The organism is Marinomonas sp. GJ51-14 (assembly GCF_055808695.1).
Genome location: NZ_CM147879.1, coordinates 110,742 through 129,421, shown reverse-complemented (window position 1 = coordinate 129,421; position 18,680 = coordinate 110,742). Strand labels below are relative to the sequence as shown.

The window sequence follows — 18,680 nt, the reverse complement described above, 5'->3', positions numbered from 1 at the left end:
TTCCTACAGTATTAAAAAATATGAAAATAGTACTGCCTTTTAAAAAGAAAACCATAATTTAAAACACTTTAATTGTGGTGATGAGTGAATTAATAAGTTTTTTGAAAAATGTCGTCAAAGTGTCACTCTCCAAGGCTAGAGTATTACCACGGTAAGCTGGCCTAGAATACTATCAACTCCACAAGACACTCTGTATAATGCCTCGCAATGTTTTCATCGTTTTCTTAGCATTGCATGAAAGTAAGTACTCTTTGAGGACAAGCTTTCAAAAAAATGCTTAATTAGAGTAAAAAATGTCTAATAAACTCAAGCACATACGAAATTTTAGCATCATCGCACACATCGACCACGGTAAATCGACTTTAGCCGACCGTTTTATCCAAACTTGTGAAGGTTTGAGTGAACGAGAAATGTCCGCACAGGTTCTCGATTCAATGGACATCGAACGTGAGCGTGGAATTACCATCAAGGCTCAAAGTGTGACTCTTGATTATCACGCGAAAGATGGGCAAACCTATCAGTTGAATTTTATCGATACACCAGGCCACGTGGATTTTTCTTATGAAGTATCTCGCTCATTGGCTGCTTGTGAGGGAGCCTTGCTGGTGGTTGATGCGGCACAGGGTGTAGAAGCTCAGTCAGTTGCGAACTGTTATACGGCGATTGAGCAAGGTCTAGAAGTCATGCCTGTATTAAATAAAATTGACTTGCCTCAAGCTGAGCCTGAACGAGTTTGTGCAGAGATAGAAGAAATTATTGGTATTGATGCCATGAACGCTGTGACCTGTTCTGCAAAAACAGGCATGGGCGTTGATGATGTTCTTGAACGTTTGGTTGCGACTATTCCACCACCAGAAGGTGATGTTGATGCCCCCCTTCAAGCTCTGATTATTGATTCTTGGTTTGATAACTATTTAGGCGTTGTATCTCTTGTTCGAATTAAACAAGGGACTTTGCGTAAGAAAGATAAGATTTTCATCAAGTCTACTAAGCAAACTCACCCGGTTGATATGGCAGGTATTTTTACGCCAAAACGTAAAGAAACGGGTGTTTTGAGAGCTGGTGAAGTAGGTTATGTCGTTGCAGGTATTAAAGACATTCATGGCGCGCCAGTAGGTGATACGATTACTCATTCTTCTACGCCGGATGTTGCCCAGTTAGCGGGCTTCCAAAAAGTGAAACCTCAGGTTTATGCTGGTGTGTTCCCTGTTAGTTCTGATGAATACGAAGACTTTCGTGTTGCTTTGAATAAGTTAACTTTAAACGATGCATCTTTGTTTTTTGAACCAGAAAGTTCTGATGCATTAGGTTTTGGTTTCCGTTGCGGCTTCTTAGGAATGTTGCACATGGAAATAATTCAAGAGCGTTTAGAGCGTGAATACAACCTGGATTTGATTACTACTGCACCAACTGTGGTATATGAAATTGAATTAAATACGGGTGAGATTATCAATGTTGATAGTCCGTCTAAGATGCCTGATCCAGGTACTATTAAAGAAATGCGTGAACCTATTGTTGAGGCCAATATTTTGGTACCGCAGGAATACCTAGGTAACGTAATTACTTTATGTATTGAGAAACGTGGTATCCAGAAAGACATGCTTTATGTTGGTCGCCAAGTACAATTACGTTATGAATTACCAATGAACGAAGTAGTTATGGATTTCTTTGATAAGCTGAAGTCTTGCAGTCGTGGTTTTGCATCATTAGATTATAGCTTTTCACACTTTAATGCAGCTCCACTGGTGCGCTTGGATATTCTCATCAACGGTGAGCGAGTAGATGCATTAGCGTTGATTATGCACAAAGATAATGTGCAATTTAAAGGTCGTGCTTTATGCGAAAAAATGAAAGATTTAATACCTCGTCAAATGTTTGATGTGGCTATTCAAGGTGCGGTTGGCGCGAAAGTGATTTCTCGAACTACTGTAAAGGCATTACGTAAAAATGTTATCGCAAAATGTTACGGCGGCGATGTAAGTCGTAAGAAAAAACTGCTGCAGAAACAGAAAGACGGTAAAAAACGTATGAAGCAAGTTGGTAACGTTGAAGTGCCACAATCTGCTTTCCTTGCTGTGCTGCAATTAGATAGCTAGCCAGACAATCGAACAGGTGCGTCAATACGTACCCTAGTGGAGAAGTGAAGTATGGGTTTTGATTTCGAATTGATACTGGCCGTTGCATTTTTAGTGACGGGAGCCTTTTGGGTGTTTGACCGAGTTGTTTATTATCCTAAACGCAAAGAAATTTTGGATAATATGGCGACGGAAGCGAGAGATGTCTTGAATAAAGATGCCCAACAAAGGTTGGCTGAAACGCCTAAATTTGTTGCTGAAGTGAAATCATATTTTGTGATTATTGCAGTGATTTTTTGTCTTCGTTCATTTGTCGTTGAGCCTTTTCAGATCCCATCGGGATCTATGTTGCCGACATTGAAAATTGGCGATTTTATTCTAGTTAACAAATTTGATTATGGTATTCGTCTACCTGTTTTAAATACAACGATTATTCCAACGACTCAACCACAGCGTGGCGATGTTGTGGTATTTAAATACCCTTTAAATCCTAGTCTAAACTATATTAAACGTTTGATCGGTCTTCCTGGCGATCAGGTTAGCTATCATAATAAAATTTTGACAGTGAACGGTCAGCAGGTCAGTAAAGATCTATTGAGCAAATTGTCAGTGTCTCTAAACCCAAGCAGAGAACCTGTTGAATTGTTCAATGAAAATATTGGTGGTATAGAGCACGAGATTTATAATAGTTATCGTAATACACCTCACGAAGGCGATTGGGTTGTGCCGGAAGGCCATTACTTCGTTATGGGGGACAATCGTGATAACAGTGCAGATAGCCGATTTTGGGGCTTTGTTCCTGAAGAAAATATGAAAGGTCGTGCCTTTTATGTATGGCTGCATTGGGATGAATTTTTCAGTATCCCAAGTTTTAAAAACAATGGTTTGATTGAATAAGTTTTTGGAGAAATTTTGAGCTCACAGTATCAAAAATTGAGTCGGCGAATAGGTTATTTTTTCGCAGACCTTGGATTACTTGAATTGGCGCTAACGCACCGTAGTTTTGGTGGGAAGAACAATGAGCGTCTTGAGTTCTTAGGCGACTCTATTCTCAATTATGTTATTGCTGAAGATCTTTTTCACCGTTTTCCAAAAGCCAAAGAGGGCGAGTTAAGTCGCTTACGAGCGTCGTTGGTAAAAGGTGATACGCTGGCGGAGTTAGCAAGAGAATTTCAGTTAGGTGACTATCTTAAATTAGGTGCTGGTGAATTGAAGAGTGGTGGTTTTAGACGAGATTCTATTTTAGCTGATACTGTTGAAGGCATCATTGGTGGTATGTATTTGGATGCAGGTATGGATGTTTGTCGCCAGCATATATTGGAATGGTATAAAGAGCGTTTAGACGCTACGTCATTGAAAATAGTGACAAAAGATGCCAAAACTCGCCTCCAGGAATACTTACAAGCTCGTAAACATGCTTTACCTCAATATGATGTGGTGAACATTGTCGGTGAACCTCATGATCAGACGTTTTATGTGCATTGTCATATTGAGCTTTGTGATGACTTTATTGAAGGTAAAGGTAACAGTCGTCGAATTGCTGAGCAAAATGCAGCAACAGCAGCACTAAAAAAATTGGAAAAGAAAAATGTCTGACGTTGAAGTTGAAATTACCCACTGTGGTTATATCGCCATTGTCGGCCGCCCAAATGTGGGTAAGTCCACTTTGCTTAATCATATATTAGGGCAAAAATTATCTATTACTTCACGTAAGCCACAAACCACACGTGATCAGATTTTAGGTGTTAAAACTGAGGGTCATGTTCAAGCAATTTATGTTGATACCCCAGGCTTGCACTTGGGCTCAGCGACAGATAAAGCGATTAACCGTATTATGAATAAAACAGCGGCAGCGGCATTGAAAGATGTGGATGTTGTTTTGTTTGTGATTGATGCAGATCGTTGGACAGAAGAGGATGAGTCTGTACTTCAAAAAGTTAAGCATGCTCGTTGTCCTGTTATTTTGGTCGCGAATAAAGTAGACCAGCTTGATCAAAAGGAAGATTTGCTTCCACGTTTAGCAAACTTATCTGAGCGAATGAACTTTTCGCAAATTGTGCCAATTTCAGCATTGCGCAATGATAATCTTGATCGACTAGAGCGTTTGGTTGGAAGCTATATTCCTGAAGGTTCACAATTCTATCCTGAAGATCAAATTACAAATCGTAGTTCTCGCTTTTTGGCTGCTGAAATTGTTCGTGAAAAAATTACTCGTCAATTGGGGCAGGAAGTACCGTACGAAGTGGCGGTTCAGATTGAAGAGTTCGTTTATGATGAATCTGCGATACATATTAGTGCGTTGATTCTAGTTGAACGAAATGGCCAAAAACGCATTATCATAGGTGAACGTGGCGATAAAATTAAGCTGATTGGTAAAGAAGCACGTATTGATATGGAGAATTTATTTCAACATAAAGTTATGTTGAATCTCTGGATTAAAGTGCGCTCTGGTTGGTCAGATGATGAGCGTGCATTAGCCAGTTTAGGTTATCAGGAAGAGTAATTTCTATGCGCGCTTCCGCGTATGTGATCCACACCCGCCCGTTTCAGGACAGTAAAATTTTGCTGGATGTTTTAACTCTTGAGCAAGGTTTAATTAGAGGTGTATGGCGGTTACCAAAAAAAGAGGCTCGGGTCATACCTGGGCCTTTTTTATGTTATGAAATGGAGTACATAGGTCGTAGTGATTTAAAAACGGTGAAAAGCCTAGAATCATTAACGTCAGCTTTATCTCTAGAGGGATTACCTCTGTATGCTGCTTTATACGCCCATGAACTACTTGAAAAACTCTTGCCGTTGAATTTGCCTTTACCAGATGTATTTACACTCTATAAGTGGTTAATAGAGAGTCTCCATACCGGTGCTGCTATTGCGCCATTATTGAGGCGCTTTGAAGTAGGCCTGTTTTCAGAGTTAGGTGTTGCCATTAATATGGTGTCTACTGGTCGAGGTGAATTGGTTCAAGCAGATCAGCTTTACCAGTTTCACTATAAATTTGGATTAAGGCCTTATTATGGAGAAACACCTAAACAAATGCCTATGTTGTTTGTCGAAGGGCGTGTGGCGCTGGATTATCATTCTGGTAAATGGATGGATAGACAGGTACTGAGTCTAGCAAAAGAGTTGCATCGTAATTGGCTAGACAGTTTACTAAATGGTAAGCCTATTGATTCTAGGCGTTTGTTACCGAAGCAACCCTTTCAGGGGGAACGGCATTTAGGTGTTCCTATTTTCCGTGGTTTATAATGTGTCATGATGAATGGTTCTTTGAAGAAGACCTGTCTGAAAAGACGTTGAGGAAAAAATTGATTATCGGAATAGGAACGGATTTAGTTGATATCGCTCGTATTGCTCAGTCTATTGAGCGACTAGGTGAGCGTTTTATTAACCGTATTTTAACCCTAGAAGAAAAGCAGCGTTGGTCAGAGATTAGTAACTTAGAAAAATCAAATGCCTTTGTTGCCAAGCGTTTTGCTGCTAAAGAGGCGGCTGTAAAAGCATTGGGAACAGGTATTGGTTCAGGTATAAGCTTTCAACATTTCACTGTAAATAACTTATCAACAGGGCAACCAGTATTAATTGTAGATGATTCTATTTCAGCTCGTTATGATTTTCCTGTCGTTTGGCATTTAAGCTTAACGGATGAAAAGGCTTATGCTCAAGCGTTTGTGGTGCTTGAGTCTAAATCATGAGGCCAGGGGATAAGTTGACGATGGTCCAGTAAATCTTCGATAGCTTCAATAAAGTCCTCTGCAACACCTTCCACATCTTCTAAGCCTAATTCTTTTAAGTGGGTTTCTAAAAAACCGGCATGACGCGCAATATTTATGGTGCCACTGTATTTAGATGCGCCATGAATTCGATGAACCACTTCGATGAGTTTTTCTGTATCTTGGTGCTCGAGGTGATGTTGAATCAATTTTTTCTCTGCATCTAACGAATCAGCCAACATATCAAACATTTCTTTTGCTATGTCCGCTTTACCATCAACGATTTTTAATGCTTTTTCTAGATCAAAAACGTTAACCAGTTTTGCATCTATTTGATCTTGGAGGGTTTCGGTGTTTGAACGCCAAGTATCAATGGTGCTAAGTAATATATCTTCATCAATTGGTTTAGTTAAGTAAGCGTTCATTCCGCAGGCAAGAATTTGTTGTTGTTCAGATCCTAACGCATGCGCTGTCAGTGCAATTATAGGAGTGTTTTCATAATCACCTAGTAAACGAAGTTGGCGAGTTGTTTCCATGCCATCCATTTCTGGCATTTGAATGTCCATGAAAATTATATCGAACTTTTCGATTGTTGCCGCGTCAATAGCCTGTCGACCACTGTAAGCTAAGGACACTTCTATGCCATATGGCTTAAGCCAATGGCTGAGCAGTTGTAAGTTGATTGGCGTGTCATCGACGGCCAGTATTTTTAGCCCTTTTAATTTGTCTGTATAAAAATGGGTTTGTGGTTGTTGGGTTTTTGAGTGCTGAATTTGTTGCTCTATTGGTGTGTTATTTAAATTACTGAGTGCGTTGTAAAGTCGATCATGACTGATGGGTTTTAATAAAATATCGCTACATAAATCTTTTAAATCTGGATAGTGAGCGATTTGTCCCGGTGGTTGAATCATCAAGATGCACGGCGTGTGAAATTGCTGTCTTGCATAGATGATCAGTTCTCTTGCTTCTAGTACGTTTTGTTCATCTGGCGTTACGCTGAGCAGAATGGCATCAGTCGTTCTTTGCTTTTTATTGAGTACTGCAACCACTTGTTCCAAATCAGAACAAGAGGTGCAACTGACACCTACATCATTTAAATATCTGTACATGTAAGTTTTATAGGTTGAGCTCGGCTCTAGTAAGATGATGTGTTTATTTAATGCGGCTTTCTCTTTACTGACTTGAGAGGAAAGTTTGAGCTTTAGGGTAAAACGGAAAGTTGAACCAATGGCGGGATCGCTACTGACTTCTATTTTTCCATGCATTTGTTCAACCAGTTTTTTGGTAATGACCAGTCCTAGTCCTGTACCGCCAAACTGTCTTGTTGTACTTGTGTCTACTTGCGAAAATGGTTTAAAAAGGCGATTTATTTTGTGTTCTGGTATACCAATACCTGTATCTATTATCTGGAATGATAGAGTAATGTCTTTCATATCTTGTGAGGCGATAGATACCTTAGTCCTAACAGAGCCTTGGTAGGTGAATTTGATCGCATTACCAATTAAGTTGGTTAGGATTTGTCGAATACGAATGCTATCACCTACAAACCATTCTGGTATGTCTTGATCGAACTCTGGTACCAAATCTATTTGTTTATCTTTACTCAACAGGTTAATGCTCAAGGTTTGGTAAACGTCGTGAATCAAGGATTTTAGATTAAAGTTATTACTTTCAAGGTTTAGTTTCCCTGCTTCTATTTTAGAAAAGTCTAAAATGTCGCCAATAATAGCCAGCAGGTTATTGGTGGATTGCTCAATAGTATCTACATAAAAGCGTTGTTGTTTATCTGTAATGTCTTTTTGAAGCGTTTTTGTGTAACCGAGAATCGCATTAAGAGGGGTTCGGACTTCATGGCTTATGTTGGCAAGGAATTGTGATTTTAACCGGTTCGACTCCATCGCTTCTCGATTTGCTATATGCAGTTGAGCGCTTTTTTCTTCCATGCTATCCATACTTCGACGAATATCTTCTGTTGATTGTTCAATGCCAAGGAGAAGTTCTTCGTTATGGTGTTCCAGTCTTTCTGTCAAATCAAAAATGTCTTTTTGAATGGCGGCATATTCAGAAGGTAACTTCATTAATTTGACGGTTGAGAATTGACCTTTGACTAACTTATTTAATGACTGAGAGAGCTTATTAATAGGCTGCATTAGCAGTTTCGATAAATGTAAGGCGCCTAAAATAACCACGGCATTGAACAGGGCAAAAATAAATATGACAAGACTTGCGTACTGATATTTTTTAATTTGGGTTTCAGATTTACTGGCTTCAATTCTAGCCCAACCAATTATGTTTCGTTGCTCAGAAGGGTTAAATAAATTGGTTTGAGCATTTAATGCACTGTCAAAAGTGTTGCTTGCGTAGTAAATGGCGCTAATGAATTCTAAATAGTCTGGGTGCTCAATAATATTAATATCATCAGTGAAAAGATTAGTGGTAGCAGAAGGTGTTTTGCCTAGCTCTGCGATGATCTCTTGTTCACTATTAAATATTTGAACACTATTAATATTATGGTTGTTAAGTGTGTTTTGTAATATTCGATTCATCATATTTTGATCAGAAAATACAATGGCATATTCACTTGTTGCTGCAACTTGTTTGGTTATATGAGAGGTGTGTTCGTATAAATTTTTTTCGAGATCACTAAAGCGAGATGACAAAAGGAAAAAACAAGCGAGTATGGATATGGTGAATGAGGGCAGAAAAAGCGCCCAAAATAGTCGGCCACTTAGTGTCGGTGATATGAGTGGGAAAATGAGCTTCATCATACTGAATATCTAGCTAATAGGTCAGTAACAAGCGAAATTAGCTTTGTTTTTACGGTCATCGCATTCTTTTCCATAATTGTTGCACATCTGTTGTTCACGGCTAGATGGGTTTTTGATATACATACATTCGCGCCATTTTTTTCTCAGCTCCACATTGTCTACTTTTGTAAGATTTTTTGAAGACTGATCACAACTGCTGAGTATGAGTATTAAAAAAAACGATGTAAAAATACGTGTTATGAACATGTCGTTTGGCCTAGAATGCGAAAATGAAACTAAGTTTATAACGCTTTCTTATTGTACTGTTTAGTATAAGTGTTCTTAAATAGGCTTGAAGCATTAAGTTTCATTCCCTATGTCATCAATGTCAATGAAGTTTTTTTTATGATTCAGTACCCTAGTGTCGAGTCCCTAATTGGGCAAACTCCTTTGGTTCGCTTACAGCGTATCAATCCTAATCCAAGCAATACGATTCTTTTAAAACTGGAAGGACAAAACCCTGCCGGCTCGGTAAAAGATCGTCCTGCTTTGAACATGATACATCAAGCGGAGCTTCGTGGAGCTATTAGGCCAGGCGATAGTTTAATTGAAGCAACTAGCGGTAATACTGGTATTGCATTGGCGATGGTAGCTGCAATTAAAGGTTACAAAATGCATTTGATTATGCCTGATAACATGAGTCAGGAGCGAAAGTCTGCCATGTCTGCATACGGTGCGACACTTCATTTAGTCACTAAGGAAGAGGGTATGGAGCGAGCTCGAGACCTTGCGCAAGAAATGCAGGATCAAGGTGTGGGGGTTGTGCTTAATCAGTTTGCGAATCAAGACAACCCCAATGCTCATTATCTAACAACAGGGCCAGAGATTTGGCAACAAACACAAGGCACAGTGACACATTTTGTTAGTTCAATGGGAACGACTGGAACCATTATGGGGGTTTCACATTATTTGAAAGAGCAAAATAGTGAGATTCAAATTATTGGTTTACAACCACAAGATGGTGCAAGCATTCCAGGTATTCGCCGTTGGAATAAAGAATATTTACCAGCTATTTTTGACGATAGTCGAGTGGATAAAGTGATGGATGTTTCTCAAGAAGCGGCAGAAGTAACCATGCGACGACTAGCAAAAGAGGAAGGCATCTTTTGTGGGGTTTCTTCAGGTGGTTCGGTTGCCATGGCCATGGCGTTATCTGAGCAACTGTCAGATGCAGTTATTGTTGCGATTGTGTGTGACCGTGGTGACCGTTATTTATCAACAGGAGTTTTTAACTCGTAGTATAAGCCCTTTCACTAGAAGTTATAAAATGGAATGCTTAGAGTCAAAGGTTCTCTTTTAAACGTGTAGGATTACTAGTAGATGCGATAGAATACCTCGTACGTTTACCTTTACATTTTAATTTAAGTTCAGGAAATAAAGAGAGCCTCCTTTGAGAAGAAGAAAACCCTCACGCCGCCCGACTAAAGTACAGCCTATTGGTCCGGTACAAACTTTCCAAGTAGATGGTTTGACTCACGAAGCAAAAGGCGTTGCTCGCTTACAAGGTAAAGTAACCTTTATTGCAGGCGCTTTACCGGGTGAAACAGTTTCCGCACAAATTACAAAAACAGGGCGCCACTTTGATGAGGCAGTTCTGACTAATATTATTGAGCCTAGTGCTTATCGAATCGCCCCATCTTGTCAGCATTTTAACGAATGTGGCGGTTGTAGTTTTCAGCATTTGATGGATGAGCAACAATTATCTTCAAAAGTTGATTGGCTAAAAGGTCAGCTGCGTAATGTGCTTACAGATCAAGATCTAGAATTATTATCAGATGCTTCAACAAAATATCGTCGCCGAGCACGCATTGCTGTTAATAATAAGAACGGAACACTTTTTTTGGGCTTTCGTGGCAAAGCTTCAAAAGACATTGTTTCGGTTGAACAGTGTGTTGTTCTTACTGCTCCTCTACAAGAAATCTTCCATTCATTGAAGTTGGCCTTATCTGGGAATGACTTAGCAGGTGCACTTGGGCATATTGAGTTATTGGAAGACACTAGAGGCGTCTCTGTTTTATTTCGTTTAACTTCGGTTCTTTCTGAAACATTGGAAAATAGTTGGCAAGATTGGGCTAAGCAAGAGAATGTGTCTCTGTATTGGCAAGCACCATCAATGAGCAAGGCAGAAGTTGCACCAGAAAACATGCGCTATTATGATCTTGATGGCTTGAGGTTGAGTTATCATCCACAAGACTTTATCCAAGTTAATGCGGTTATGAACCAAAAAATGGTTGCGCAAGCAATAGACTGGCTGAGCCTTACGAACCAAGATGTAGTTTTAGATTTATTTTGTGGTGTCGGTAATTTTTCTTTGCCATTGGCCAAACGTGTGCAGTCTGTTATTGGAGTAGAAGTACAGGAAACCATGGTTGCTGCAGCAAAAGAGAATGCACGTCAGAATGGTTTTGATAATGTATCTTTTATTGCGGCTGACTTAACACAGCCAGTTGCACATAAATTTAAAAAAGAAGGAATCACAAAAGTACTGCTTGATCCTCCTCGTGCTGGTGCTTTTGAATTTCTAGACACAATAATAAAAATGCAACCTACACAAATATTGTATGTTTCTTGCAACGCTTCTACATTGGCAAGAGACGCAGAATATTTAATTGCAAAAGGATATCGTGTTCTTCGTGTGAGTTTGATGGATATGTTTCCTCAAACATCTCATGTGGAAACCATGATGTTATTGCAAAAAAAGAAGTAAATTTAAGGGCGGATACATGGTTACAGTAAGAAAAGATCACCCTGTATTAGAGGATGGTAATGTCGACATTGACGCTTGGATGGGACAGTTTACCCACCTTATTGACGACAGTGCTAGGGTTCCTTTACGTATGGCCTGTGAATTGGCTCGCCAAGCAGAACTACAATGCGCTCGACCTTCATTTTGGGGCGCGCAGGCGAGTACTTTTCGTGCTGGTCTTGAAATGGTTGAAATCCTATCAGGTTTTCGAGCGGATCAAGATTCTTTAGTCGCTGCAGCTTTATATCGAGTTGTGCGTGAAGATCAGCTTCCTTTGTCTCGTGTGACAGAAATGTTTGGTCGTAAAGTATCGTCTCTTATCGAAGGTGTGATTCGGATGGGCGAGGTTTCTAAAAACCTTAGTGCAGACACCGCCATTGAAGTATTGGGTAGTCATGACAACCAATTAGAATCGTTACGTAAAATGTTGGTGTCTATTATTGACGATGTTCGCGTCGTACTAATTAAATTGGCCGAGCGTGCATGTGCAATTAAAGAAGCGAAACACCAAGACGAAGACCGTCGAGTAGCTGTCGCTTTAGAAGTTCAAAGTGTTTATGCACCTTTGGCTCACCGTTTAGGAATAGGTCATATTAAATGGGAGTTAGAAGATCTCTCTTTTCGCTACCTTTATCCTTCTGACTATAAACGTATTGCTTCTTGGTTAGATGAAAAGAGACTTGATCGTCAACAATATATTGATGACGTTATCAGTGTTTTAGATGAGCGCTTAAAAAGCATTAATATTCATGCTGATCTAATGGGTAGGGCAAAACATATTTATAGTATTTGGCGCAAAATGAAGCGCAAAAATATTGGTTTTGATGAAGTGTATGATGTTCGTGCAGTACGTATTCTGGTTGATGAACCTATGCAATGTTACGGTGTGCTAGGAACGGTCCATACTTTGTGGCGACCTATACCACAAGAGTTTGATGACTATATTAGCAACCCTAAATCAAATGGTTATCAGTCATTGCATACGGCGGTTGTTGGTCCGCAAGGGCGAGTGTTTGAAATTCAAATTCGCACACATAAAATGCATGAAGATGCGGAGCTTGGTGTTTGTGCTCATTGGAAATATAAAGGGACAGATTTAAGTTCAAACAGCACCAGTTACGAAGAAAAGCTTCAATGGCTTAGAGCCATTCTGGACTTTCATGAAGTTCAAGGCGATCTTGAATCCCTGTCTGAGCAAGTACGTAGTGACATAGAACAAGATCGTATTTATGTCTTTACTCCGGATGGTCATGTGGTTGATTTACCCGTTAATTCAACACCGGTTGATTTTGCTTATCGAGTGCACACAGAAATTGGTCACCGATGCCGTGGTGCAAAAGTGAATGGTAAAATTATCACCCTCGTAACCCATTTAAAAACCGGTGATAAAGTTGAAATATTAACCTCTAAAGAGGGTGGGCCAAGTCGAGATTGGCTTCACCCAACATTGGGCTATGTGCAAACCAGTCGTGCCCGAGCTAGTATTCAAAACTGGTTTAGAAAAGAAGACCGTGAGAAAAACTTAGAGGCGGGTAAGCAATTATTAGATAAGCAATTAAAACGTCTTGGCATTGATGATAGTCGTATAGATTTCCAAAAAATTGCCTCTCGATTTAGTTTCTCAAGTGCCAGTGAAGTTTATGGTGCATTAGGTGCTGGTGACATTCAATTAGCTCGTGTATTACGTGTTATTGATGATTTATATAGTCTTGATGGTGATGCGGCGCCTGTTCGCCCAATTCGTTTGAAAAAGAGTCGTCATAAGTCTTCTGATAACGATATACATATTTTGGGCGTCGGTAAGTTACTGACGCAAATGGCTAAATGTTGTACACCAATACCGGGCGATGACATTGTTGGTTATATTACTCAAGGTCGAGGTGTGTCTGTGCACCGACAAGATTGCATTAATATTGTTCAATTAGGTTTAGATGAGCCCGAACGAATTGTTAATGTGAACTGGGGAGAAGAGCTTGATAATCAATATCCAGTGAACATCCAGGTTGAAGCTTATGATAGAACAGGCTTGCTGAATGATATTACAAGTTTATTGGCTAATGAAAAAGTAAACCTCTTGTCCATGAATACGCTATCGGCAAAAGAAAACCATATGGCTACCATTCGTTTTACTATTGAAGTTGGCGAGTTAGGTGTTTTGAGTAAACTCCTACATCGTATTAACCAATTACCTAATGTATCTAATGTGTTTAGAGAGAAAGATTTTTGAGTAAGCCGATAGAGCAATTGCAACATTTGATGGCTTGTTTAAGAGATGAGTCATTTGGATGTGCCTGGGATAAAAAGCAAACCTATAAATCTGTTGCTCCTTATACTTTGGAAGAAGCCTACGAAGTTCTGGATGCCATTGAGCGGGAAGATTTCGACCATTTGAAAGAAGAGTTAGGTGATTTGCTTTTCCAAGTGATTTTCTATGCGCAGATTGCAGAGGAAGAGAAGCGTTTCAATTTTGATGATATTGCGGCAGGTATTATTGAAAAAATGATACGCCGCCATCCTCATATATTTCCGGATGGTGATATTTCTCGCTTTGGGGAGCCTAACACTTTCTCGGAGCAGGATATTGCGAACCAATGGCAGAAGATTAAAGCCCAAGAAAAAGGCCCTTCAGATGAAGGTCTATTAGCTGATGTTCCGGCTTCGATGCCAGCTTTAATGCAAGCTATAAAAATACAGAAAAAAGTCTCTACGGTTGGTTTTGATTGGCCTGATGTCTCTCCTGTGTTTGATAAAATCAGAGAGGAGTTAGATGAGCTTGAAGACGCGATAAAGGAGCAAAATAATCTTCATGTAGAAGAAGAAATGGGCGATGTGTTATTTGCGGTGAGTAATCTTGCAAGACACCTTGATGTTGCGCCAGATGTAGCATTAAATAAAACTAATCTTAAATTCCGTCGTCGATTTGGTCGAATAGAAACCCTTGTATCAGCACAGAATAAAAATCTAACGGATTGCTCTTTAGAGGAGCTAGATCGTTATTGGGAGCAAGCGAAACAGGAAGGTTTATAAGCTTGCTTATCGTAGAAATTAGTAAAAGTACTTTTTGGTATGTGTAAAATCATATAAGTGCTATTGATACTGTTTAGGAGGGTGAAGTGAGTGATCGTCAAGCGTCATTGCGCGAAAATGTTAGGTTGCTAGGGGATTGTCTCGGCGAAAGCATGAGTAATCACCTTGGCGAAGACTTTCTTAAAAAAGTTGAAAATATACGGTTACTTTCCAAAGATGGACGACAATCAGGAGACTCCGCTGCTCTTATTGAAGCGTTAGAGTCATTAGAAGATAAAGAAATCGTTCCGGTAGCCAGAGCGTTTAATCAGTTTTTAAACTTATCTAATATTGCGGAACAGTATCACCGAGTACACCGTCGTCGTACTAATGAAAGTTTAGGCGTTTACCATAATCCAATCGGGGATTTACTAGAACGTCTTTCTAAACAAAATTTCACCCCAGAACAAATGCTTGAATCCTTGCAGTCACAATCAATTGAGTTGGTTCTTACAGCCCATCCAACTGAAGTTGTGCGTCGTTCTCTTATTCGTAAATACGATAACATTTCCAGTGAATTGGAAGCGTTAGACAAAGACAATATCCTGCCACTCGAAGAAACAAAGCACATTCGACGTTTAAAAGAGATTATTACACAAGCTTGGCACACGGATGAAATTCGAGAAGAGCGACCAACTCCAGTTGATGAAGCTAAATGGGGCTTTGCTGTTATTGAGCAATCTTTATGGCAAGCCGTACCACGTTTTTTTCGTCAATTAGATGAGCAATTTAATACATTTTCTAAAACTGAACATTTGCCTTTGGATTTGGCACCTATTCGTTTTGCGACTTGGATGGGGGGGACCGAGATGGTAACCCAAATGTAACTCATAAGGTTACTAAAGAAGTGGCATTGTTAGCTCGTTGGATGGCGGCAGATTTATACATAAAAGACTTAGCCGTTTTACGTTCTGAATTCTCTATGACCCAATGTAATTCTGCATTGCGTGAACGTGTTGGTGACAGTGCGCAACCTTATCGAGAAGTTATACGTCATCTAGAGAAAAAAATGCTTGCAACCAAGAATTGGGCGAAAGCATGTCTTGATGGTAAAGCAACATCAGTCGATGATATTTTTCTTGATATTCAAGAGCTTATTGACGATTTAACCTTATGTTATCAGTCTTTATTGGACTGCGGTATGAAGGTCATTGCGAATGGTTCTTTGATTGATCTAATTCGTTGTGCTGCCACTTTTGGAACTACGCTGGTACGTCTAGATGTACGTCAAGACGCGGCTCGACACATTGATGCCTTATCTGCCATTACTCGTTTTTATGGCCTTGGAGACTATGCAGAATGGGACGAAGCTTCACGTCAGGCTTTTTTATTGACGGAGCTAAATTCTAAAAGACCATTATTGCCAATGGAATGGTCGACAACGGAAGAGGTAAAAGAAGTTCTCGATACCTTTAAAATGATTGCTCAAGGCCAGCAGAATTCATTTGGCTCTTATGTTATCTCGATGGCTAGTGCACCTTCTGATGTTTTGGCTGTTGCTTTGATGCTAAAAGAATCAGGCGTTAGTTTTCCAATGAGGATAGTTCCTTTATTTGAAACTCTTGCTGATTTGGATAACGCTGAACCTATTATTGAACAATTATTCTCTCTTCCTTGGTATAAGTCTTATATCAATGGTCGCCAAGAAGTCATGATTGGCTATTCTGATTCCGCCAAAGATGCAGGGCAGATAGCGGCGACATGGGGACAATATCGAGCACAAGAAGCGTTAACTCGTCTATGTAAAAAACATGGTATTCATTTAACACTGTTTCATGGTCGTGGCGGCACAGTTGGTCGTGGCGGCGGTCCAGCTCATGTGGCAATTTTGTCGCAACCTCCAGGTTCGGTAAATGGTTCTATTCGTGTTACAGAACAAGGTGAAATGATTCGTTTCAAATTTGGCATTCCTGATATCGCGGTGCGTTCTTTAGAGTTATATTGCTCAGCCGTGATGGAAGCGTCATTGATTCCTGCTGAAGCACCTAAAGAAGAATGGCGTGCCATTATGGATGAGATGGCGGAAGTAGGTATGAATCAATACCGCTCAATTATTCGTGGGCATGAAGATTTTGTTCCTTACTTTAGGGCAACAACGCCAGAGCAAGAATTGGCTAAATTACCATTAGGTTCTCGTCCTGCTCGTCGTCGTTCCGATGGTGGTGTTGAGAGTTTACGAGCTATTCCTTGGATCTTTGCTTGGATGCAGATTCGCCTTATGTTGCCAGCTTGGTTGGGGGCTGAAAGTGCTCTTCAACAAGGTGTTGAATCCGGTAATTTAGAAAAATTGCGAGAAATGCACAAAAAATGGCCTTTCTTTGGAGCTTACCTAGACATGCTTGATATGGTCTTGGCAAAAGCAGAGCCAGAAATAGCAGAGTATTATGAGAAGCGTTTGGTGAATGAAGAGTTGCAGGGGTTGGGGCGATTATTACGTAGTAAGCTGAAGCAGGTTAGTGAACTTGTGAAAATGCTGAAAAAGCAAGAAAGACTAATTGAGGATAACAAAACCATACGTCAATCAATTGATGTGCGAAACCCATATATTGACCCATTGCACTATTTACAAGCAGAACTTTTGTATCGTAGTCGTAAAGATGAAGATAACGCTGAAGTGAATAAAGCTCTGATGATTACAATGGCGGGGATTGCCAGTGGTATGCAAAATACGGGCTAATTCACCTATATGATTAATAAATGCTCACTATGTGCAAGAAAACGTTAAAAAATGACAGGTAAATTTGCATAGTGAAGGGCTGCTTGGGTATGCTTGGCGACCATTCAATTTTTTAGTATGCAGATGGCTTACCGAATGCTTCGTTTTTTGTGCTTAGAAGCACTTTAATAGGGCGTTCTATTGGTAGCTTTGCAAATCAGTTAATACTGTCTTTGGAGACTTCTTATGCGAGTAATATTATTAGGTGCGCCAGGCGCTGGTAAAGGAACCCAAGCTCAATTCATTACTGAAGAGTTTGGTATCCCGCAGATTTCTACAGGAGATATGTTACGTGCAGCTGTAAAAGCAGGCAGCGAAATGGGCTTAAAAGCCAAAGCCGTTATGGATGCCGGACAACTTGTTTCGGATGATATTATTATTGGTTTAGTTAAAGAGCGCTTGACTCAAGATGACTGTATTAATGGCGCTTTGTTTGATGGCTTTCCTCGTACGATTCCACAGGCAGATGCTTTAAAAGATGCAGGCGTAAAAATTGACTATGTTGTTGAAATTGACGTTGCTGATGAGGAAATTGTAAAACGCATGAGTGGACGTCGAGTTCATGAAGCTTCAGGCCGTACTTATCACCTTGTTTATAATCCACCAAAAGTGGAAGGTAAAGATGATGTGACAGGTGATGATCTTGTACAACGTGTTGATGATAGTGAAGAAACTGTTCGTATGCGTTTAGGGGTTTATCATGACCAAACAGCACCTTTAATTGGTTATTACCAAGACTGGTTAAAAGCGGACAGTGCCAATGCACCTCAGTTTGTTAAAGTAAATGGTGTAGGCGATTTGAATGAAATTAAACAAAGTTTATTAGCTTCTTTGAAGGCTTAATTATTCAATGACGGCCATTTTAGCATTAGATACATCGACGCCAGCGTGTTCTGTTGCGTTGAATATAGATGGTGTTGTGTTGGAAGATTTCCGCATGGCACCTCGTCTTCATAATGATTTGATTTTACCTATGGTAGATCGAATTTTAGAACAAGCCAATTTGAAATTGTCGGATCTTGACGCAATTGCATTTGGGCGAGGTCCTGGTTCTTTTACCGGTCTTCGTATTAGTGCAGGAGTAGTGCAGGGGCTTGCTTATGGGGCAGACTTGCCTGTTATTCCTGTTTCTACTCTTGCTGCTTTAGCGTTAGAAGGGTTTCAAAAAACAGGGGCTAATAACTGGCTCTCTGCATTAGATGCACGAATGGGTGAAATTTATCTGGGTGGCTACCATGTGAATAAAGTCGCTGGTTGTTACGAAATAAAATCATTGATCGATGAATGTGTTGTTAAGCCTTCTGTGTTATCTGCATTTTCAACTGGTTTTAATGGTATTGGTTCTGGGTGGTGTTACGAGAAAGAATTAATCTCGTTATTGCCGGCTTTACCTGAGCATGTTCTTGTGGATTTTGCGCCTCGTGCTGCTTGTGTCGCGGAATTAGCCTTATTACACTTCAATAAAGGTGAGATGGTATCTGCATACGATGCTATGCCTACCTATTTAAGAGATGAGATCACCTGGGAAAAACAGGCACCTCGCATAGGGAAGCGCTAGTA

The 18,680-nt window shown here is 40.0% G+C and carries 13 protein-coding genes and 1 pseudogene; 13 read left to right on the top strand and 1 reads right to left on the bottom strand.

The window, feature by feature from the left end; genetic code table 11:
* Window positions 1-293: 293 nt before the first annotated feature.
* The 6 genes from lepA to acpS are packed head-to-tail and all read left to right on the top strand — an operon-like array spanning window position 294 to window position 5,767.
* Complete coding sequence (gene lepA, locus AC0L3Y_RS00635) at window positions 294-2,096, top strand: translation elongation factor 4 (RefSeq protein ID WP_473467503.1); 1,803 nt, start codon at window positions 294-296, stop codon at window positions 2,094-2,096.
* A 51-nt stretch (window positions 2,097-2,147) separates the two neighbouring features.
* Window positions 2,148-2,972 carry a signal peptidase I gene (lepB, locus tag AC0L3Y_RS00630; protein ID WP_473467500.1) on the top strand — a complete coding sequence of 275 codons (825 nt, stop codon included), beginning with the start codon at window positions 2,148-2,150 and terminating at the stop codon, window positions 2,970-2,972.
* A gap of 15 nt (window positions 2,973-2,987) precedes the next feature.
* Window positions 2,988-3,671 (top strand): ribonuclease III, encoded by a 684-nt coding sequence (gene rnc / locus AC0L3Y_RS00625; RefSeq protein WP_473467498.1) that lies wholly within the window; start codon window positions 2,988-2,990, stop codon window positions 3,669-3,671.
* Window positions 3,664-4,578 carry a GTPase Era gene (gene era / locus AC0L3Y_RS00620; protein WP_473467495.1) on the top strand — a complete coding sequence of 305 codons (915 nt, stop codon included), beginning with the start codon at window positions 3,664-3,666 and terminating at the stop codon, window positions 4,576-4,578. The genes rnc and era overlap by 8 nt, the downstream gene beginning before the upstream one ends.
* Window positions 4,579-4,583: 5 nt before the next feature.
* Complete coding sequence (gene recO, locus AC0L3Y_RS00615; protein ID WP_473467492.1) at window positions 4,584-5,321, top strand: DNA repair protein RecO; 738 nt, start codon at window positions 4,584-4,586, stop codon at window positions 5,319-5,321.
* The gene (acpS, locus tag AC0L3Y_RS00610; RefSeq protein WP_473467488.1) at window positions 5,321-5,767 is read left to right on the top strand and encodes a holo-ACP synthase; all 447 of its coding nucleotides are present in this window, start codon (window positions 5,321-5,323) and stop codon (window positions 5,765-5,767) included. Before recO ends, acpS begins: the two co-directional genes overlap by 1 nt.
* Here the strand turns inward: acpS and AC0L3Y_RS00605 are convergent.
* Window positions 5,734-8,553: a response regulator gene (locus AC0L3Y_RS00605; protein WP_473467486.1), complete on the bottom strand. Its 2,820-nt coding sequence runs from the start codon at window positions 8,551-8,553 to the stop codon at window positions 5,734-5,736. The two genes, acpS and AC0L3Y_RS00605, sit on opposite strands and share 34 nt — an antisense overlap.
* A 384-nt stretch (window positions 8,554-8,937) precedes the next feature.
* On the opposite strand from AC0L3Y_RS00605, the gene cysM reads away from it, so the two are divergent.
* The 7 genes and pseudogenes from cysM (at window position 8,938) to tsaB (ending at window position 18,678) form a co-directional block, all read left to right on the top strand.
* Entirely contained in the window at window positions 8,938-9,831 is an 894-nt protein-coding gene (gene cysM / locus AC0L3Y_RS00600) for a cysteine synthase CysM (RefSeq protein ID WP_473467483.1), read from the top strand.
* Between the two features lie 151 nt (window positions 9,832-9,982).
* Window positions 9,983-11,299 (top strand): 23S rRNA (uracil(1939)-C(5))-methyltransferase RlmD, encoded by a 1,317-nt coding sequence (rlmD, locus tag AC0L3Y_RS00595; protein ID WP_473467479.1) that lies wholly within the window; start codon window positions 9,983-9,985, stop codon window positions 11,297-11,299.
* Between the two features lie 16 nt (window positions 11,300-11,315).
* Entirely contained in the window at window positions 11,316-13,565 is a 2,250-nt protein-coding gene (relA, locus tag AC0L3Y_RS00590; RefSeq protein WP_473467477.1) for a GTP diphosphokinase, read from the top strand.
* Window positions 13,562-14,365 (top strand): nucleoside triphosphate pyrophosphohydrolase, encoded by an 804-nt coding sequence (gene mazG, locus AC0L3Y_RS00585; protein ID WP_473467474.1) that lies wholly within the window; start codon window positions 13,562-13,564, stop codon window positions 14,363-14,365. The genes relA and mazG overlap by 4 nt, the downstream gene beginning before the upstream one ends.
* Before the next feature lie 86 nt (window positions 14,366-14,451).
* Window positions 14,452-17,081: pseudogene (gene ppc / locus AC0L3Y_RS00580) on the top strand (phosphoenolpyruvate carboxylase).
* Window positions 17,082-17,306: 225 nt separating this feature from the next.
* Window positions 17,307-17,963, top strand: coding sequence for an adenylate kinase (adk, locus tag AC0L3Y_RS00575; RefSeq protein ID WP_473467471.1), 657 nt, complete (start codon window positions 17,307-17,309; stop codon window positions 17,961-17,963).
* 7 nt (window positions 17,964-17,970) lie between these two features.
* Complete coding sequence (gene tsaB, locus AC0L3Y_RS00570; protein WP_473467468.1) at window positions 17,971-18,678, top strand: tRNA (adenosine(37)-N6)-threonylcarbamoyltransferase complex dimerization subunit type 1 TsaB; 708 nt, start codon at window positions 17,971-17,973, stop codon at window positions 18,676-18,678.
* The last annotated feature ends 2 nt before the right edge of the window (window positions 18,679-18,680 follow it).